14 protein-coding genes are annotated in these 19,376 nt (G+C 59.9%); 11 read left to right on the top strand and 3 right to left on the bottom strand.

Annotation, left to right across the window (positions count from 1 at the left end):
* The first annotated feature begins 119 nt into the window (after positions 1 to 119).
* The 11 genes from MWL89_RS15000 to gad all read left to right on the top strand — a co-directional run bounded on the left by MWL89_RS15000 (position 120) and on the right by gad (position 15,930).
* Complete coding sequence (locus MWL89_RS15000; RefSeq protein ID WP_244387102.1) at positions 120 to 2,474, top strand: ROK family protein; 2,355 nt, start codon at positions 120 to 122, stop codon at positions 2,472 to 2,474.
* 465 nt (positions 2,475 to 2,939) lie between these two features.
* Positions 2,940 to 4,088 carry a serine/threonine protein kinase gene (locus MWL89_RS14995; RefSeq protein WP_102380120.1) on the top strand — a complete coding sequence of 383 codons (1,149 nt, stop codon included), beginning with the start codon at positions 2,940 to 2,942 and terminating at the stop codon, positions 4,086 to 4,088.
* Positions 4,089 to 4,348: 260 nt separating this feature from the next.
* Positions 4,349 to 6,124, top strand: coding sequence for a DMT family transporter (locus MWL89_RS14990; protein ID WP_244387100.1), 1,776 nt, complete (start codon positions 4,349 to 4,351; stop codon positions 6,122 to 6,124).
* Between the two features lie 190 nt (positions 6,125 to 6,314).
* Positions 6,315 to 7,664 (top strand): MFS transporter, encoded by a 1,350-nt coding sequence (locus tag MWL89_RS14985; RefSeq protein WP_102380121.1) that lies wholly within the window; start codon positions 6,315 to 6,317, stop codon positions 7,662 to 7,664.
* 188 nt (positions 7,665 to 7,852) lie between these two features.
* On the top strand, positions 7,853 to 8,446 hold the full coding sequence (locus MWL89_RS14980) for a TetR/AcrR family transcriptional regulator (RefSeq protein WP_102380122.1): 594 nt from the start codon (positions 7,853 to 7,855) through the stop codon (positions 8,444 to 8,446).
* 172 nt (positions 8,447 to 8,618) lie between these two features.
* Positions 8,619 to 9,275 (top strand): response regulator transcription factor, encoded by a 657-nt coding sequence (locus tag MWL89_RS14975; protein ID WP_102380123.1) that lies wholly within the window; start codon positions 8,619 to 8,621, stop codon positions 9,273 to 9,275.
* A gap of 19 nt (positions 9,276 to 9,294) precedes the next feature.
* Complete coding sequence (locus MWL89_RS14970; protein ID WP_244387098.1) at positions 9,295 to 10,704, top strand: sensor histidine kinase; 1,410 nt, start codon at positions 9,295 to 9,297, stop codon at positions 10,702 to 10,704.
* A gap of 4 nt (positions 10,705 to 10,708) precedes the next feature.
* On the top strand, positions 10,709 to 11,584 hold the full coding sequence (locus MWL89_RS14965) for a hypothetical protein (protein ID WP_244387096.1): 876 nt from the start codon (positions 10,709 to 10,711) through the stop codon (positions 11,582 to 11,584).
* Between the two features lie 81 nt (positions 11,585 to 11,665).
* Complete coding sequence (locus tag MWL89_RS14960) at positions 11,666 to 12,601, top strand: M15 family metallopeptidase (RefSeq protein WP_244387094.1); 936 nt, start codon at positions 11,666 to 11,668, stop codon at positions 12,599 to 12,601.
* Positions 12,602 to 12,877: 276 nt separating this feature from the next.
* Positions 12,878 to 14,413 (top strand): amino acid permease, encoded by a 1,536-nt coding sequence (locus MWL89_RS14955; protein WP_180995289.1) that lies wholly within the window; start codon positions 12,878 to 12,880, stop codon positions 14,411 to 14,413.
* A gap of 35 nt (positions 14,414 to 14,448) precedes the next feature.
* The gene (gene gad / locus MWL89_RS14950; RefSeq protein WP_102380128.1) at positions 14,449 to 15,930 is read left to right on the top strand and encodes a glutamate decarboxylase; all 1,482 of its coding nucleotides are present in this window, start codon (positions 14,449 to 14,451) and stop codon (positions 15,928 to 15,930) included.
* 127 nt (positions 15,931 to 16,057) lie between these two features.
* On the opposite strand, the gene MWL89_RS14945 is transcribed toward gad, so the two are convergent.
* The 3 genes from MWL89_RS14945 to MWL89_RS14935 all read right to left on the bottom strand — a co-directional run bounded on the left by MWL89_RS14945 (position 16,058) and on the right by MWL89_RS14935 (position 19,376).
* On the bottom strand, positions 16,058 to 16,651 hold the full coding sequence (locus tag MWL89_RS14945) for a helix-turn-helix transcriptional regulator (RefSeq protein WP_244387092.1): 594 nt from the start codon (positions 16,649 to 16,651) through the stop codon (positions 16,058 to 16,060).
* Positions 16,652 to 16,987: 336 nt separating this feature from the next.
* Positions 16,988 to 18,616 (bottom strand): BCCT family transporter, encoded by a 1,629-nt coding sequence (locus tag MWL89_RS14940; protein WP_244387090.1) that lies wholly within the window; start codon positions 18,614 to 18,616, stop codon positions 16,988 to 16,990.
* On the bottom strand, positions 18,603 to 19,376 hold the full coding sequence (locus MWL89_RS14935) for a creatininase (RefSeq protein WP_102380131.1): 774 nt from the start codon (positions 19,374 to 19,376) through the stop codon (positions 18,603 to 18,605). Before MWL89_RS14935 ends, MWL89_RS14940 begins: the two co-directional genes overlap by 14 nt.

Raw genomic sequence — 19,376 nt, 5'->3', positions numbered from 1 at the left:
GCAGCGCCTTTCTTCTCCCGCGAAAGCGGTAAACGGTATCATGGCATCGAATGATAACGTTACTGCTTTGCATAAGGGGGAACGGGAGCACCGTTCGTATTGCTCCGTTAACGGTCGGAATGAGAAAACGCATATATGAAATCGTGCAGCGCGCGCAGCCAGGCGACGCCCTCAGTCGCGCATACGATATCTTCATCGTCATCGTTGCCCTCGCAAGTTTGGTTCCGCTTATGTTCAAGGAGCAGGACGGCGTGCTCACCATGCTCGATGTGGTGACGGTGTACATTCTGTTCTTCGACTACGTTCTCAGGTGGATGACCAACGATTTCAAAACGGGGCAGCGGGGGTGGAAGGCGTTCGCGAAGTATCCGTTCACGCCGCTCGCCATCATCGATCTGCTCGCCATCCTTCCGTCGCTCGGCATTCTTCCGCAGACGTTTCGGTTCCTTCGCGTGTTGCGGGTTGCCAAGATATTCCGTTATTCCAAAAACCTCATGATCGTGGGAAACGTGTTTAAGGCCGAGCGTAAAACGCTGCTTTCGGTGCTCATGGTGGCGGTTGCATACATTTTCGTTTCGGGCCTTATCATGTTCGTGAACGAACCCGATACGTTCGACCATTTCTTTGAGGCGCTCTACTGGGCAACTACGGCGTTGACCACGGTCGGATACGGGGACGTATCGCCCCTCACCGATCTCGGCAGGGGTATTTCGATGGTGTCCTCGCTGTTCGGCATTGCCGTGATCGCGCTTCCTGCCGGCATCATCACGGGCGGCTACCTCGAAGAGGTGCGCAAGAGCCAAGCCGACCATGTGGCTTACTTCCATACGGCGCTGCCGGGGCGCTACAAGGGCAAATCGCCCGGCTCGTATGAAAGCGTACGGGCCTACGCGAGGGCCCATCCCAAGGTCGTCTACTACGCGGCGGTCATGGCGCTCGGCGTCGTGCTCGATATCGTGCTGTACGACCTCGTCCGTTGGCTCGGGCTGCCGGTATGGCTCGATACGGCTGGAACCGCGCTCGTTGCCGTCATCCTCGAGCCGGCAGCGGCCCTCATCGTCGGGTTTGCAGACAATCTGTATCTGGCGATCGTGTTTCAGAACGCGGGCAATCTGCTGTACTTCGCCCTGTCGGCTATCGTTGCGCTGGTCTATGGTATTCTCTTCGCCAAGGGAAGGGCCATTACCCTGCGCTCGATCGGAATTGCCCTGGTGTTCCTCGTTGTTGTAAGCGCGGCTCTGTCGACGTGCTTGAGCTATGCGTTCGATGGCGGCGTGCCCACGCTTGCGGGTACCGTCGGCTATTGGGAAGCTCTTGTGGGCTGGGCGGTGCCTGCTCCGCTTGCCTGCTTCCTTGCGATAGCGTTTAACAAGCTCATTGATTCGATAGGTGTGTTTGCGATCGTGATGGGCGCTTCGCGCCTGTTCAAGCAGCGGACGTTTGCGGTGAATGGGGACATCGGCCTTTCGGGTGCCGATGCGAAAGACGGTGCGGATGTGGTGAGCCATACGGTTGGGGAAGCGGTCGAAACCGACGACGACCTTGTGCTTGGGATCGATGTCGGGGGAACGTCGACGAAGGTAGGCGTGTTCACCGAGGGCGGTGTGCTTTTGTCGCGCCATGCGTTCGCCTCGGTGCCCGTGCGCGCCGACGGATCGTACGCAAAGCTCTCCGAGGGATACGGTGCCATGCTGTCGCGGGTCGGAATCGATGCGAACAGGATCGTATCGATCGGGTTGGCGGTGCCGGGAACGGTTGCAGCGGAAGACTCTCTCAGGCTCTGCCCCAACATCGATCTCGATCTCAGAGCGTATAAGTCGTTTCTCCACGCCGAGTTCGGCCGTGCAACGGTATGCGTTTTGAACGACGCTGACGCGGCGGTGCTTGGCGATATGTGGAGGGGGAGTGCCGGCGAACGTGGCGTTAAGACGTTCGCGCTGCTCACGTTGGGTACAGGTGTTGGTGCGGGCATCGTGGTGAACGGCAAGCTCGTTTCGGGCAACAACGGGGCCGTGGGTGAGATAGGCCATTTGTGCGTCGATCCGGGAAGCGATCTCGTCTGCGGCTGCGGGAGAGCGGGATGCCTCGAGCAGTTCGCTTCGGCGGGCGCGCTCGTGCGCATGGCGGGCGAATACTCAAGCGATGGACAGGGCGGCTACGCCGATGCGAAAGAAGTGTTCGTGGCGGCCGATGCGGGGGATAAAGCAGCCAAGGCGGCGATCGAGCGTTTTGCCGATCGGCTGGCGTTCGGGCTTTCCCAAATTGCCTGCCTGCTCGACCCCGAGCTGTTCGTGATCGGGGGAGGCTTGTCGGTCTCGGCGGATTCGTTCATCGATATCGTGCGCGAACGCTACAAGCGCTATGCGCTCGACGTATGCCGTTCGACGCCGATCGTGGCTTCCGCCCTCGGAAACGACTGCGGCATGTACGGCGCTGCGTACCGCGCGATCAAGAAGCTCGGTCCGGCGGGGTAAAAAACACAATTTCGGTGCGTAGCCGACAGGTTCGCTGCTTGTGCAAAAAACAGCGTGCGCGGCGGATGCCGCGCAACATCCGCCATTGCGCATGTTCGCGTCCGTTTTCTCGTAGAACATGAGAAGGCTTCGTAAGATTTTGCCGCTCTATCCAATAATTAAGGCCGAAATGCATAAAATGATGATATCGCTGCTTATCAAAAAATTGTGCATTTGAACAAAAATCAAACCCAAAGTGTACAAATTCATTCGTAAAAAAATGTTGCACTTGAACAAAAATGGTGGTATACCTTGTTCAAGGGCAAAACTGACATGGAAATGTCACGGAGGAATCGGGGCAGTCATCATGACGAAGCTTCACCCCATACAGCGTTCCTGCAGCCGCGACACTCATGTCGGGAAGCTGCATCAAGTAGTGCGCCACTTTTAACTTGGAAGGCGCCGCCTTCCAGAAAGGAGACTGTCATGGCGAAGATAGTCAACTCTTGGAACGACTGGGATCCGTTGAAGCGCGTCATCGTCGGCCGCTGCGACAACTCGATGATCCCGCCCGAGGAGCCCGCGACCTCCGAGAAGGTGCCCGTCGACTCCGAGATGCGCGGCATGTGGGGCCTGCGCCCGCTCGCGACCGTCGAGCGCGGCAACGAGTGCCTCGAGAACCTCGTGAAGATCCTCGAGTCCCGCGGCGTCCAGGTCGACCGCCCGACGCCTTTGCAGTGGAACCAGGCCATCGGAACGCCGGACTTCCGCAACGACTCCATGATGACCTGCATGCCCCCGCGCGACATCCTGCTCACCGTCGGCAACGAGATCATGGCCTCGGCCAACTCCTTCCGCTGCCGCTACTTCGAGTACCTGGCCTACTGGCCGCTCATGAAGCAGTACTTCGACGAGGACCCCGAGTTCAAGTGGACCCAGGCCCCCCGCCCGCGCCTCACCGACGCCTCCTACAAGCACAACTACTACGACGAGAAGATCTCGCTCGAGGAGCGCCTCGTCCGCACGGCCAACAAGGACTTCGTCACCACCGAGGTCGAGCCGATGTGGGACGCCGCCGACGTGATGCGCATGGGCAGGGACCTGTTCATCCAGCACGGCCTCACCACCAACCGCACCGCCATGGAGTGGTTCCAGCGCTACTACCCCGAGCTGCGCGTGCACGCCGTGAACTTCCCCGGCGACCCCTACCCGATCCACATCGACGCGACCTTCGTGCCGCTGCGCCCGGGCCTGATCATCAACAACCCGGTCCGCCAGCTCCCCGAGGAGCAGCGCGCGATCTTCGAGGCCAACGACTGGCAGATCGTCGACGCGGCCCAGCCCGCCCACGACGAGCCGCCGGCGCTGTGCTACAGCTCGGTGTGGCTGTCCATGAACTGCCTCGTGCTCGACCCCAAGACCGTGATCGTGGAGGCCTCCGAGGTCTACCAGCAGGAGCAGATGGACAAGCTCGGCATGAACGTCATCCCCTGCGACCTGCGCGACGCCTACCCGTTCGGCGGCGGCCTGCACTGCTCCACGGCCGACGTCTACCGCGAGGGCGGCTGCGAGGACTACTTCCCGAACCGCGTCAAGGACGCGACGCTCATCCATCCGGAGATGTGGAACGACTAGGCAATAAGAATCACTCGTCTTACTACTACAAGGTTCAAGACTAGGTGCTTAAGAAAGGGGGTTTGGTTCGCTCGAAACCAAGCCCCCCTTTGTTCGAGGCCTTACGGCTTCTCGGTCGTCGTATGCCCTTATGCCTTCGCAGGCCGAAGGCGAGCTGAAGCGGCATATCTTCCAGCTCGATTTCGCTCTGCGATCGCGCGCGGCGCATGCTCGCAGGATTCGACGGTCGCATTTCCCTGCTACTGGTTTAAGGAGGACCAATGGCGGACAACACTGATCTCAAACCTACAGGGACTGAAACGGTAAACGGAAACGGTAAGGACGGTTCGGGCGGATACAAGATGAGGGTGGGCTTCGGCACCATCGCCATGTTGATATCCGCAACGGGTATGGGGCTCGTGCCCCTGTTCAGCCGTTGGGCTACGCGTACCGATATGTTCGACGGCGCGGCGGGCTTCAACGCCGGCGATAGCATCGGGGCGCTCATGGCGGTCGGCCGCATGGGGATGGGCGTGATCTTCTTCGTCATCCTGCTTCTGGCCACCCATAAAGTCCACGTGTTCAAGAAGCTCAAGCTCACGCCCGCTATCGCGCTCGGCGGCCTCATGATCGGCCTGTCGCTTGCATGCTATGTGACGTCCACGCTTCTGACTACGGTATCCAACGCGGTGCTCTTCATCTACATAGGACCTGTTATCTGCGTACTTTTAGCGAGGATATTCCGTAAGGAGCCGATGTCGAAACTGCAGTGGATCTGCCTGCTCGCGGTGTTTATCGGCATGTTGTTCGGCAACAACCTCATCGGCTTCAACGAAAGCGGATTTTTCGTCGACTTCAACCTGCAGACCTCGACACCCGAATTTCCCATGAAGGGCGTCGGCGATGCGTTCGGCCTCGCTTCGGGCGTGTTCTACGGTGCATCCATGTTCTTCAACGGCTATCGCAAAGACGCCGACACTACGGCGCGCGGCGTATGGAACTTCATCTTCGCGGTCGTGGGCGCTGGAGCCGTTACCATCATCCTGAACTCGCTCGGTTCGACCCCCGATATGGCCAACTGGGCGCTCAACGTGCACTTCACGCCGTTCAACTGGGCGGGCGCGATCCTCCTGTGGATTATCTGCGGGCCTATAGCCCTTGGGTTCTTGCTGGTTGCCGGCCGCAACCTTCCTGCGGCCGACTACGGTACCATCGCGTATTGGGAGGTGCCCGTCGCCATCTTCGTCGGGCTTGTCGTGTTCGGCGAGGCGCTCACCATCAACACGATCATCGGCGGTGTACTCATCATCGGCGGCGGTGCGGTGCCTTCGATCAAGGGCATGATCACCGGGCGCAAGCTCAAACAGCAAGACGAGATAGGCGAGAAGCTCGCCGGCCATTTGGACGAGAAGAGCCAACAGGGTGCGCTCGGCGATTCGGCGGCGGCGCTTCTGGATACAGGGCGCGGTGCCGAGCTGGGAATGATGGCGAACGATACGAAGATCACGTCCAATCTGACCCATATCGCCACCGAGACGCATTTCGAAGCGGCACTGAGCGAAGAAGAGTTGAAGGCGGCGTTTGCAAAGCACGGATTGCCCGGGTTCCCCGCGAAGCTCGACATTCCCGAGCGTACCGAAGACCACGTGCAGATGATGGCGCTCGACGGACTCCTCGAGTTTGCGAAAGCCAACGATGCGGGCGCGGTCGCCTACGATGTCACCTACTTCCCCCATGCCGATGAAGCGGAGGTCGATTACCAGCTGCAGCAGCTCGGCCGCGATCTTGAGATAGATGCAGCCGTCATTCGCGACGTGTGCGCCGATGAGATCAAGGAGTACCTGGCTCTCGACGCCAAGCGCAACCCCGATCTTCCCGTGCACAGCATCGTGGAGGCCTATGTCGGCGGTACCGCGTTCGCCTGGTACGGCATGAACGAGTACCCGCGCTTGAAGAGGGTCATCCTCAACGCTCTTTCGCAAGGCGGCCAGAAGGCGAAGCGATCCTTCATCGAACGGGCGAGCAAGGCGCAGGTCGAGCTGCTCGAAGATTACTGATCGGTTACAAAACCGCTCATCGATACGGTTGGATTGTTACATGATGGCGAGAATCTTCACTTTCGAGGTATCATGCTTGAAAGGCAAGGTATGCATTCCCGTCTTGAAAGGGGGCTTCGCATGAAGCGAGCGCTCGAAGGGCGACATCATATCCGTCGAAATGAAGTCGCACATTTCTTAGGGGACTATCATGAATGCTGAAAACAATACGATCGATGCCGCTTCGGCGCGGCAGTTTTCCGAAGAAGAGAAGCATAGAACGCTCAAGAAAGTGACGTTCTCATCGTTTCTCGGAAACTTCATCGAATGGTTCGATTACGCGAGTTACTCCTATCTGGCAACGGTCATCGCCCTGGTTTTCTTCCCGGGCGAAGACCGGTTCGTTTCGGTCATGCTCACGTTCGGGCTATTCGCCTTATCGTTCCTCGTGCGTCCGATCGGCGCGATCTTCTGGGGGAACATGGGCGATAAGAAGGGGCGCAAATGGGCCTTGTCCATCTCGATCCTCATGATGAGCGGGGCCACGTTTCTTATCGGCTGCTTGCCGGGCTATGCGATCCTCGGCGTGGGCGCTCCGTTGCTTCTGCTGATCCTGCGCATGGTGCAGAGCTTCTCGGCTGCCGGTGAGTATGCAGGTGCGGCCACGTTCATTGCGGAGTACGCACCGAAGAACCATCGCGGATTCTACTGCTCGATGGTGCCCGCTTCGACGGCCACGGGGTTGTTGGTGGGCTCGCTGTTCGCTACGTTCATGTTCAACGTATGGGGCGCCGAATCGTCGTTTGTGGTCGACTGGGGCTGGCGCATTCCGTTTTTGCTGGCGCTGCCGCTCGGATACATCACCCACTACATCCGAACGCACCTTGAGGATTCCCCGGTGTACGAGGAGATGCAGCGCAATCTCAAGCGGCACGGCGAGAGCGTGAAGAAGCCCATCCGCACGCTGCTCACCAAGCATCGGCGCGTGCTCATCGTCTCGTTCGGCGCCTGCGTGCTCAACGCGGTCGGGTTCTACGCGGTGCTCACGTACCTGCCGAACTACCTCGAAACGACTTTGAACTACGATCCGAGTTTGGCTTCGATCATCACGACCATCGTGCTCGTGTTCTACATCGGCTTCATCTTCCTTTCGGGGCGCATATCCGATCGCTTCGGACGCAAGAAGATGCTGATCATCGCATGCGTTGGATTTATCGTGCTCACGATTCCCGCGTTCCTGCTGTTGGGTACGAAGAGCTTCGTCGTGATCCTGATCGTGGAGCTGGTGATGTGCTTGCTGCTGACGATCAACGACGGTACGTTGTCGAGCTATCTGACCGAGACGTTCCCCACCGATGTGCGTTATTCGGGCTTCGCCTTGAGCTTCAATATGGCGAACGCCATATTCGGCGGTTCGGCTTCAGCTATCTCGTTTTGGTTGATCGATGTAACGGGCAACGATATAGCCCCGGCGTTCTACATGGTGTTCATCGCCGCGCTCGCCTTGGTGGCTATGGTCATGTCACACGAGCACACGGGCAAAGATTTGTCCGAGGTGTAGGTTTTGTCCACCGGCCGCTTATGCGGTGGATCCGGGTGGCCGCGTCGGTTCGGCCATCGGCGCGGCCGCCCGGAATATCGCTTCGCAGGCCTTCGGGCTAGCGGAGCGATTCGTTGCCCTATAATGCTGGTTGGGAGTATGCGCCGATGATGCGGCGCATCGATTGTGCGGTATTGCGGGAGGAACCTATGGGCGAGTCGTCTCAAACGCCGAAATCTCTGAAAGCTCAGATTACGAGGGCTTCGCTGGTGCTGGCTGCCGCTGCGCTTCTGCGGGAGGAGGGTCCGGGCGCCGTTACGTACCGCCGAGTAGCCAAATGGGCGAACGCCGCCTCCTCATCGGTCGGGTACTACTTCGATTCGGTGACGGAGCTTTTGCAGGAGGCCGGTCAGCACAACATCCAGATGTGGGCCCAACGCGCGGAGCGCGCCGCCGATGCCGCCGAAAAGCTCACGCCCGAAGAGTGCCGAGAAAACTGCGTCGATCTGCTCATCAAGGCGTGCTTGCCCGAGGATTCCACCGTGCCGGCGGCTCATTATGCGCAGCTGATCGCCGCCGCCGAATCGCCGGTGGTCACGCAGGCTTACCAAAAGGGCCGTCGCGCGCTCGATGCCGCCGTAGAGCGCATTCTGCAGCGGGCGGATGTACCGATGTCGTCGCGACTCGTGTACGCCATCGTCGACGGCGCAGCCGTCGCCGCTATCTCCGAGGGATACGACGTGCACGATACCGCAGCAAACCTGCTTGCGGAGGTTGTGGCGGACTATACGGGCCGTTCGTAGCCCGATCCGCTGCGGAAGCTCGCGTTGCGGCAGCCTGTTTGCTCTGTGTGGGCTTGCTTCCGTATGCCGTTTCGATGCCGGGATGATGAATAATGGCACATGGGCCGAACCGTCGGACGCTGCGATGCGCGCCGCGTTGCGGCACCGAGCATCGAACGGGAAAGGATCGCCTGTGCCCAGAATACTCATCGTCGAGGACGAGCCGCCCATTTCGAACCTCATCAGGCTGAGCCTCACCAAGGCGGGCCATAGGTGCGATTGCGCGTTCGACGGCGCGCGGGCCGCCGACATGGCCGTTGAGACGCCATACGATCTGATCCTGCTCGATGTCATGATTCCCGAGATCGACGGGTTCGAGCTGATGGAGTATCTCAAGCCTTTCGGGGTGCCCGTCATCTTCCTGACGGCGGCTGCCGCTCTCGATAACCGCGTCAAGGGGTTGCGCATGGGCGCCGAAGACTACATCGTCAAGCCCTTCGAAATAGACGAGCTGCTTGCGCGGGTCGATGTTGTGCTCAGGCGCTACGGAAAGGCCGACGGCGTCATCGAGGTTTGCGGTCTTATGATCGATACGCGTGCCATGCGGGTAATGCGCGGCCAGGAGGAGCTCGCCCTCACGCGCAAGGAGTACGACCTGTTCGTCCTGTTTGCGCAAAACCCCAATGTGGCGTTGTACCGCGATGTTATCTACGAACGGGTATGGGGCGGCGATCTGGGTGCAGGCAGCAAAACCGTCGATCTGCACGTACAGCGCCTCCGTAAGAAAACAGGGCTCGATGCATGCTTGCAGGCGGTCAGCAAGGTCGGGTACCGATTGGTTCTTCCATGACGGGTAGGCGGGCGGCTGCATGAGGTTCAGACTGAAGATGATGCTCGGCATGCTGTGCTTGCTGGCGGTTTTGTTCGGTGTCGGTGGGAGCCTGCTCATAGCGCTGTCGTTCGAAAGCTCGCTCGAACGCGAAGAAGAATCGGCGCGTGAATCGTACCGAATGCTGCTCGACACCCTCACGGTGGTCGGCTCTATGGATGCCTGGTCGCAAAGCGGGGATATCCCGCACATGCTCGAACAGCTCTACGACCGCAGCGGGTCCTCCTGGTCGGCTCTGCGCTTCTCGACCCCGGGCGAGGTTCTCTACGAAAGCGGTTCGACGGCGATCGGCTTCGAGAACGATCGCGCAGGCGTCGACGCCGATCACGGTGCCGTGCTCATGCGCTCCGACGGCGAGGGCAGATGGTATCTGCAGCTTTCGGGAGAATGCGCCATCGACGGCGAGCCCCATTATCTCGATGCGCTCTACGATATATCTCCGCTTTATCAAACGCGCTCCCATCAGCAGGCGGCGTTCCGTGCGGTCTTCGCCGTGCTCATCGTGCTGTGCGCGCTGCTTGCCTATGGCTTGTCTTGGCTGCTGACACGACCGCTTTCCAAGCTGACCCGCGCAACGCGCGAGATCGCTTCGGGGAACCTCTCGTTCAGGTCGAATGTGCGCAACGACGACGAGATCGGCGAGCTTTCGACGAGCTTCGATGTTATGGCGCAGCGCGTAGAGGGCGGTGTCGCCGAAATGAAACGGTCGCTCGAACGGCAAGAGCGCTTCATGGGGGGCTTTGCGCACGAGGTGAAAACTCCCATGACGGCGATCATCGGCTATGCGGATCTGATTCGCAGCCAAGCGCTTGACCCGCACGAGCAGATCGAAGCCGCAGGCTATATCTTTTCCGAAGGCAAACGTCTCGAGAACCTCTCGCTCAAGCTTCTCGACATTTTCGTGCTCGGTAAAAACGAGGTGCAGCTGGTTGCGTCGGCACCCGCCGATCTCGTCGCCGATACGGTCGGGTCGCTGAAGCTTGCGGTCGCGGGCCGGGGCAGGGCAATCCTCATCGAGGAGGATTGCGAAAAGGGAACGTGTCTTCTCGAACCCGACCTCGTGCAATCGCTCCTGCTCAACCTTATAGACAATGCGTGCAAGGCCGTGGGGGACCGCGGTGCAGTCAAGGTGACCTGCACGATGCTTCCCGACGGTTGCCGCCTGAGCGTGGCAGACGACGGCGCCGGCATTCCCGCCGAGGCGCTCGATCACGTCTCGGAGGCGTTCTACCGGGTCGACGCCTCGCGTTCGCGCGCGCAGGGCGGATCAGGGCTCGGCTTGTCTCTGTGCGCGAAAATCGCCGAGCTTCATCAGGGCTCGCTATCGGTGAGAAGCGAGATCGGCATCGGCACGTGCGTGACGGTCGATCTGCGCGCGGGAAGGGGGTGAGGCTATGAGGGCGGCAAAGGGCTTCGTTTTGGCGGCGGGTACCGCCTCGATCGTTGCGCTGGGTCTGTTTTTGCCCGATATGGTTTCCGCCGTGCAGGATCGGTCCAACGACGGCGCCGTCTCCCTGTTCGAGACAAGCCAGGTTCAGCTCGATACCGGGGATTCGGGCGATGTCGCGTATGCGCTCGGCTTGCTCGCGCAAAGCAGCACGGTGTTCGATGTGAGCGCCGATACGCAGATGACCGCCGACCAGGCGCATGCGGCGGTGCTCGACGCATGCGCTTTCTTCGAAGAGCGTGGTCTTTGCTCCTGGCCGTATCTTGCCGATGCGACATACGAGACGGATACGGTGCTTGCGCTTTCCGAAACCGAAGGCCGGGCGGCGATACTGTGGGAGTGCTCGATATACTACGGCGAGAACGAGGAGGCAATTCTGACAGCGCGCGTCGACGATGCAACGGGTAAGCTCGTGTCGTTCGCGATCATGGCGCCGCAGGACGGTGTTGACGCAGGCGAGGGGAGCCTTCGCGGCAATGCGGCCGCATGGGCGCAGACGGCTGCCGATTATCTGGGGTTCGGAGGCACGATTCTCGAAGAGGGCGAAGGCGGCATGGACGCCGCAGAAGCGGTTGACGTTGACGGCGAAGGCTCTACCGTTTCGTCCGTGCGGAGCGTCGGGGGCGATACGGTGCTTGAGGACCGCGCGCTGATCAAGCTCGAAGGTACGGAGGTGATCCTCTCCGTGTCGTACACGACGTTCACGGAAAGCGCGGGCTACGGTGCGCGATCGGAGGAATACTGGCAATCGGATGAGGGGGGCACGCGGGTGTCGAGGCCGTGGTTCACCTGCGCGATGCGCCCGGTCTCCTCCGATCGGTGATGGCGTTTCGATGCCGGGAAGCTGCCGTATGGTGGAAGCGTCTTGATACTCTGGGCAAAGTCCCCGGTAGAAAGGCAGTTCATGACCATCGATCGTTCCAAGGCGCAGCCAACGAGGCGAAGCGGCGCCCAGCGGCGCATGCAGACGCGCGAAACCTGCCGTCCTCGCACAAGCGCAGAGCCGAAGCCTTCCGCCGCCCTCTCGCGCCGCAGCTTCGTGTTCGGCGTCGCAGCGATCTTCGGAGCCGGTCTCTGCGGTGTGGCATGGATGACGGGAGCCGCATCGCAGGCTGACGGCGCGGGAGGCGTCGGCCGAACGTCCGCGGGCGAAGGATCCGCCCCATTCGGATCCGGGGGCGCAGCGTTGGGGGAGGGCGGCCGGGGGCAGGAGCCGAACCAGAGCCAAACGGGCGGCCAGGCGGAAAACCAGCCCCCCGTCTACCAAAGCGGCCTATCGCCGGACGACTGGCGTTTGACGCTCGTGAACCCCGAACATGCCATCGATTCGAGCTACGCGGTTCCGCTCGCCACAACAAGCGACGGGCGTTTGGTCGACGAACGCTGCCTTGCCGATACCGAGCGCCTCTTGGGCGCGTGTCGCGCGGCGGGGTTCGCTCCGTTCGTCTGCTCGGCATACCGCACGAAGGAAACGCAGGAAGGCTTGTTCGAGAACCATGTGCGCTCTCTGATCCAGCAGGGCTATTCGGAGGCGGATGCTCGCGTCGAGACGGCCACGGTAGTGGCGCGACCTGGAACGAGCGAGCACCAGCTGGGCCTTGCGCTCGACATCGTCGACGAGGCCATGCCCGATCTGACCGAGGCGCAGGAAACCACGCCGACGCAGCGGTGGCTCATGGAGCATTGCTGGGAGTTCGGATACATCCTGCGCTATCCCACCGACAAGAGCGCGATTACCGGCATCGTCTACGAGCCGTGGCATTATCGCTATGTGGGCGAAGCGGTGGCACGGGAAATTCGGGAACTCGGCATCTGCCTTGAGGAGTATCTCGGCATATAGCACCCGATCGGTGCGGGGATACGACGGCAAGCGGTCGTTTATGCTATATAAACGGTATCAAAAGAGCGGTAAACGGTAGAAAGCTGTAAGTGGGAGGCTCAACGATTACAGCGAAGTTTCACGGCGTTTGCGAGACGTCCACGGGTCGGCCACGTAAGGGTTAACGATGGCCGCTGCCTCTTGTGCATCATCTTTCAGATGGTAGAACGGGGAAGAACATAAATTCCAAGCGCGCCGAAGGCGGCGCGCGCCCGTTCAAGAAAGGAGATGATGAGCATGAGCAAACCCAACGGACCATCCACGGCTTCGTCTTCGGGCGACGCTGCCATCGGTTCGGTGAGCAGGCCGAGCTTCAAACGCACTTTGAGCTTCTTCGGCTTCTTCGCCATTACCGCCTCGATGGTTATGACGGTCTACGAATACCCGTCGTTCGCTTCGTCGGGATTCCAGTTGGTGTTCTTTCTGATCATCGGCGGTCTGCTCTGGTTCCTGCCGGTTGCCTTATGCGCTGCCGAAATGGCGACGGTCAAGGGGTGGGAGTCGGGAGGCATCTTCGCCTGGGTCGGCAATACGCTCGGAAAGCGCTGGGGCTTCGCAGCTTTGTTCTTCCAGTGGTTCCAGATCACCGTCGGGTTCGTAACGATGTCGTTCTTCGTGCTGGCGGCGTTGGCCTACGTGTTCAAGTGGGATGCTCTCTACAAGAACCCGCTCGTCATGTTCGTCGGCGTTGCGATCATCGTGTGGGCGCTCACGTTCACGCAGCTCGGCGGTACGAAGTTTACCGCCCGTATCTCGAAGGTCGGTCTGGTGGGGGGCATTCTGCTTCCAGCCGCCATTCTATTCGTCGGCTTGGCTGCGTATTTCATCACCGGTGGCGCTTCTCAGATAACGATGGACTTTCACACGCTTATCCCCGATTTCAGCAAGGTGGATACGCTCGTGATCTTCGCATCGTTCATTCTGGCCTACATGGGTGTCGAGGCGAGCGCCTCGCATATCAACGAGTTGAAGAACCCGACCCGCAATTACCCGCTTGCCATGATCGTGCTTGTAGTGCTTACCATAGCGCTCGATGCGCTTGGCGGATTGGCTGTGGCTACCACGCTTCCCGCCGAAACGCTCGATTCCAATCTGTCGTTCGGCGTCATCGAGGCGTTCAAGGCGATCTTCGTCTCGCAGCTCGGTGCCGAATGGGGTTGGCTCGTGTACGTGGTAGCCGTGCTGCTCGCGCTCGGCGTGCTTGCCGAGATATCCGCATGGATCGTCGGACCATCGCGCGCCTTGCTCGACACGGCGCACGAGGGCATTCTTCCTCCGACGTTCAAGAAAGTCAACAAGCACGGCGTTTCCGTCAAAACGGTTGTCATCCAGGCGATCATCGTGACCATCTGGGATGCGGTGCTTTGTGGATCGATTGCCCTTTCGGGTGGCTCGAGCTCATCGGTCGGCTACCTGACCGCCATCGGGCTTACCGTAGTCATCTACCTTGTGGGCTACGTACTGTTCTTCCTCGGCTACTTCGTCCTGATCTTCAAGAAGAAGGATCTGCCGCGTCAGTTCCAGCTGCCCGGAGGTACGCCGTTCAAGGCGATTTTCGCAGGCGTCGGCATGCTCGTAACCGTGGCGACGCTCGTCATATCGTTCTTCCCGTCATCGGAGCTGACGGCTCAAGCGAACACGGTGTACCAAACCACGCTGTTCGTCTGCTTCGCAATTTCAGTTGCGCTGCCGTTCATCATCTACGGTCTTCGCCATCGCTGGGCGCAGCCGCCCGCACCGTCCCTTGAGAGCGAACAACCATCAACCAGGTAACTACACGACGTGTTACAGATACAGGAGGCAAGAAAATGGAAACCGAAAGCAAGATCTTGAAGAGCATGGATGAGAAGACCAAGTACCTCACCCCGATCTTCGGGTCCGAGGCGAGCGATACGCAGATGCCGCTCGACAAGATGAACGAGGAGCCTGTCGAGCCGCGCCTCGCCTACGAGATGATCAAAGAGTATCTCTCGATCGAGGGCAACGCCACGCAGAACCTCACGACGTTCTGCCAGACCTACATGGAGCCCATGGCCACCAAGATCATGGCCGAGACCATGGAGAAGAACGCCATCGACAAGGACGAGTACCCGATGACGGCCGACCTCGAGAACCGCTGCGTCGCCATGATCGGCAATCTGTGGAATGCCGACCCGTCAGAGGAGCCCATGGGAACCTCGACCGTCGGTTCGTCTGAGGCCTGCATGCTCGGCGGCTTGGGCATGCTGTTCCGCTGGAAGAAGCTTGCGAAGGCCGCTGGCATCAACATCTACTCCGAGCGCCGCCCGAACCTCGTGATCTCCTCGGGCTATCAGGTGTGCTGGGAGAAGTTCTGCCGCTATTGGGATATCGAGATGCGCCTCGTGCCGCTTGAGAAGGACCATCTGTCGCTCAACATGGATACCGTCATGGACTACGTGGACGAGTACACCATCGGCATCACGGCCATCCTCGGCATCACCTACACCGGCAAGTTCGATGACGTCGAGAAGCTCGACGAGCTTGTTGAGGCGTACAACCAAAAGCACACCGATCTGCCGATTCGCATTCACGTCGACGGTGCGTCGGGCGCTATGGTTGCCCCGTTTGTGGATCCCGATCTCAAGTGGGACTTCCGCTTGAAGAACGTCTGGTCCATCAACACCTCCGGCCACAAGTACGGCCTCGTGTATCCCGGCATCGGCTGGGTCATTTGGCGCAGCAAGGAAGCGCTGCCCGAGGATCTGATCTTCTGGGTGAGCTACCTCGGCGGCGAGGAAGCCACCATGGCCATCAACTTCTCGCGCTCCGCTTCGCAGATCGTCGGCCAGTACTACGTGCTGATGCGCAACGGCTTCAACGGATACAAGGAAATCCAGCAGCGCACGCTCGACGTCGCGCGCTACCTTGCCGCTGAGATCAAGGACATGGGCATCTTCGAGATCTACGAAGACGCTTCGAACATTCCGATTGTATGCTGGGGCCTCAAGGACGACGCCGATGTATCCTGGTCGCTGTACGATCTGTCCGACCGTCTGCGCATGAGCGGCTGGCTTGTGCCCGCCTACCCGATGCCGAAGGACATGGAGGACACTACGGTGCAGCGTGTGGTAGCCCGCCAGGACTTCTCGATGCAGCTTGCCATCAAGCTCGTGGAGGACATGAAGAAGGAGATCAACACCTTGAAGAACGCCAAATTCGTAACCGGCAACACTCAGGGCGTCATCAACACCGGCTTCAACCATGGCGGACGTGCCGCAGTCGACAAGGCCGCCGACGTCCAGTCGAGCCAGACGAAGGAAGCGAAGTAGAAACCACTCTGTGGGCGGTCGGTGGCATGTGCTGATCGTGCGATAACCCGGCAAGACCGGTTGGCGAAGATGACGAGGCCGCGTCCGTATGATACGGACGCGGCCTTCGCCTGTCTGCGGTGGCGTCTTACGCTATGGTGAAAACATGAGGGGCCATAGCGAAGCCGAGGCCGAGGCCGAGCGCTATGGTGAGTGCGAAGGTGAGTGCGATGAGAACCCAGCGGCGCGCACGGGTGCGATCGCGTTTCGCACGTAGTTCGCCGAGCGGGGCGCCGTTTACGAAGGCAAGCGTTTCTGCGAGGGTCATCACATCGTTTCTCTTCGCGATGCGCGTGCATGCTACGCAGCACGCTATCGCCAGCACGTACAGAGCGGCGATGACCGCGATCACGGGTCCCGTGATTCCGAACACCCATATACCGCCTACGAGGGCGAGCACCGCCGCCGCGCTGCTCGCCAAGAACGCCCCCGTCCAAATCTTCAGTTTCGCCGTGTCGTTTGCGATCGTCTTTTCCATGGCTTCCACGTCTCCTTTGATCAGCTCATCGATGGTCGTATCGAAGAGAGAGCTGAGGAGCAGCAGGTTTTCCACATCAGGATAGGTGTTGTCGGTTTCCCAATTCGAGATGGTTTGCCTCGAGACGTATATCTTTTCGGCAAGGCCTTCCTGGGACAGGCCGAGCGCTACCCGATGCCGCTTGATCTGCTTGCTGAGCTCCACGTGCGTCCCTTCGCCTTCGAGGCTGCCATGCTGCGGGCAAGTGTACCACCAAAATGCTTGGGCACCTGGCCGCGCGGGATGCCGGGCATCGCCAAAGTTCTTTGGCAAACGATGATGATCAGGCGATTTGATCAGAGGTTTTTGCCGTATTCGAACCACGTCCTGGGTTTTGCACCTGTTCGAGCAGAAATGAGGCGTCTTCGGGTTCGGGCGCGCAAGCGGTACGGGTTGAAACGGGGCTTCTTCCGAGCGCAATGCTGTGCGGGCCGAAGAAGTATCTTTCGGCCCGCGTTAAGGTTGGATGTGGCGCGTTCTTCAGGCGGGGAAAAGCGAAACCTACTCGATGGACGCTTCCCGGCCCACGGAATCCGCTTCGCCGCCATCCGCTTGAGGGGCGGTGCTGCAGATTTGCGGGTCTTTCCGCACGCTGCGTATGAAATTCGCGACCATGATGACGACGATGGCCGTAAAGGGAAGCGCGCCGACGATGGTTCCCGTCTGGATAGTGTCGAGGACGCCGTCGCCGCCGAGGAGCAGCAGCACGAGCGTTACGACGGCAATCAGAACGACGAGGACAGCTTTGAACGGCGCACTGGGTTTTGCTGCGGTCGAGACGAATCCCGAGAGTGCATGGACGCCCGAATCGATCGATGTGATGAAATACGTACCGACGAGTATCGTGGATATCGCTACGACGAGCGCGCCGATATAGGGTATTGCCTGCCCCATCGCAAACAGGCCTGACGAGGTGTCCTGCATGACCGCGGCCGTTATGGCTCCACTGAGGGCATCGTCGAACCGCAGCGCGGTTCCGCCTATGATGCCGATCCAAACAATCACGACGATCGAGGGAATACCGATGATGCCCAGGACGAACTCGCGCAGCGTCCGGCCTCGAGAGATCGAGGCGATGAATGAGGCGACGAACGGGGAGAACGCGAAACACCAGCAGAAAATGAATACCGACCATGCTCCGTTCCAGCTATCGGCCCAGGTTGATAAGCTTCCCACCGATGATGCGTCCATGAACGTGCTCATCGGAACGAACGTTTGAAGGTAGGTTCCGATGCTTTCGGGGATGAGGTGCAGCAGGAACAGCGTCGGCCCGAATGCAAAAACGAGTACGAGCAACGCAATCGACAGAACCGAGTTAGCCTTGCTGATGCGCTGCATTCCCTTTTGCACGCCGACGAACACCGAAATGGCGGTGATGAGCCCGATGACCACGATGACGCCGATCTTCAGCAGCAGGCTCGATTCGATCCCGAAAAGCGAACTGACGCCTGAGCTGAACTGCATCGAAGCGAACCCAAACGAAGTTGCGAGGCCGAGGATCGTCGTGATGATGGCAAGCCACTCGATAACGAGACCGCCCCCGCGTCGTATCTGCTTCGGGAGGATGTCCTGGCACGAGCCGCGAAACGAGCCGCTTTGTCCGCGATTGAATCGCGCGTAGGCCATGCAAACCGCTACGATTCCGTAGATGGCCCATGCGGTAATCGCCCAATGGAAGTACGACCACGCCATGGCACCGTTGTCGGCGCCGACCGGAAAGGTGTCGAGCAGGGGATTGTCGGCGCGCACGAGGATGGGCTCGGCTACCGACCAGAAGATGAGGCCGATGCCCTGCCCGCAGGCGAACAGCATGGAATACCAGGCAAATCGGCTATACTCGGGCTTTGCGTCGGATCCGCCCAATCGAATCGAACGGTATTTGCCGAACGCGATCCACAGGCACAGTATCAGGGCAAGCAGGGCTGCGAGGATAATCCACCAGCCGAAGTACTCCGTGATGAACGTACGGAGGCTCTGAATGATATCGTAAGCCGCCTGAGGATTCGCTACTGCGGCTCCCACGATGATCGCAACAACGGCGGCTGTTGCGATCCGAATGACGGTATCGTCACGCTGCGTTTTCGCCGCCGCGCTCGCGGCATCTGCGGGATCACCTTTATTCGAACTCATCAAGAACAGCTCCCACCATATGCTCGGTTGCAACGTCTCGCAGGATCCGGCCTTTTTCGGCCGATGCCGCCGCAGCGCAGGACAAGCACCCCGATGCGGGCGTGTAATCGGGATTGATTGGTAAGATATCATATTTTGGCATGGTGGCAGGAGGCTCTATCACCACCTTGTCCATGTTCACTAAATCGGGGTAAAACAAAAGCATGAGGGATGTTTCCATGACGCCTGCATGTTCGAGATCCCATCCGGTGAACCCCTCGGGATACAAGCGGTCAATGGTCTCGTCGTCGACGAAGTCCCAGTACGACATCAGCATGATCTTGACGTCGTCGGTGCCCGAAAGCTTGAGGTCGTGCAGCGCGAGGTCGACGCCCTCGAAGACGAACTGGTAGTTCTCGTAGTGCCCGTTCATGAACACGATGCGCCGCGCTCCGTCCTCGGCGAGGTTGAGGACGATTTCCTTCACGATGCCGATGAGCGTTGCCGCACTGAGGCTCGTGGTGCCCGAAAGGTGGAATCCTCCGCCCGAGCGTTGTTGCGATTTGTATCCGTAGATTATGGGGGCGGCTACGATGCCGTTGACGCGCTCGGCGACTGCTGCGGCCATCTGCTTGGTGAGCGCAGCGTCCACGCACATGGCCATGTGCGGTCCGTGCTGTTCGAATGCGCCGACCGGTACGAATACGATCGGGTTCCGATCGAGGATGCTTCGGTACGTGAACGCATCCATCTCTTCCATGAAAACGGTGTTCGCGGGCAT

It is taken from the genome of Raoultibacter timonensis (assembly GCF_022845715.1).
GTDB lineage: Bacteria > Actinomycetota > Coriobacteriia > Coriobacteriales > Eggerthellaceae > Raoultibacter > Raoultibacter timonensis.
The sequence above is the reverse complement of the archived record's forward strand: the minus strand, read 5'-3'. Positions and strand labels throughout refer to the sequence as shown.

Coding starts and splice junctions, on each gene's coding strand:
- MWL89_RS15000 (WP_244387102.1), top strand. CDS start 120: ATGAGAAAACGCATATATGAAATCGTGCAGCGCGCGCAGCCAGGCGAC.
- MWL89_RS14995 (WP_102380120.1), top strand. CDS start 2,940: ATGGCGAAGATAGTCAACTCTTGGAACGACTGGGATCCGTTGAAGCGC.
- MWL89_RS14990 (WP_244387100.1), top strand. CDS start 4,349: ATGGCGGACAACACTGATCTCAAACCTACAGGGACTGAAACGGTAAAC.
- MWL89_RS14985 (WP_102380121.1), top strand. CDS start 6,315: ATGAATGCTGAAAACAATACGATCGATGCCGCTTCGGCGCGGCAGTTT.
- MWL89_RS14980 (WP_102380122.1), top strand. CDS start 7,853: ATGGGCGAGTCGTCTCAAACGCCGAAATCTCTGAAAGCTCAGATTACG.
- MWL89_RS14970 (WP_244387098.1), top strand. CDS start 9,295: ATGAGGTTCAGACTGAAGATGATGCTCGGCATGCTGTGCTTGCTGGCG.
- MWL89_RS14965 (WP_244387096.1), top strand. CDS start 10,709: ATGAGGGCGGCAAAGGGCTTCGTTTTGGCGGCGGGTACCGCCTCGATC.
- MWL89_RS14960 (WP_244387094.1), top strand. CDS start 11,666: ATGACCATCGATCGTTCCAAGGCGCAGCCAACGAGGCGAAGCGGCGCC.
- MWL89_RS14955 (WP_180995289.1), top strand. CDS start 12,878: ATGAGCAAACCCAACGGACCATCCACGGCTTCGTCTTCGGGCGACGCT.
- gad (WP_102380128.1), top strand. CDS start 14,449: ATGGAAACCGAAAGCAAGATCTTGAAGAGCATGGATGAGAAGACCAAG.
- MWL89_RS14940 (WP_244387090.1), bottom strand. CDS start 18,616: ATGAGTTCGAATAAAGGTGATCCCGCAGATGCCGCGAGCGCGGCGGCG.
- MWL89_RS14935 (WP_102380131.1), bottom strand. CDS start 19,376: ATGCCCGCGAACACCGTTTTCATGGAAGAGATGGATGCGTTCACGTAC.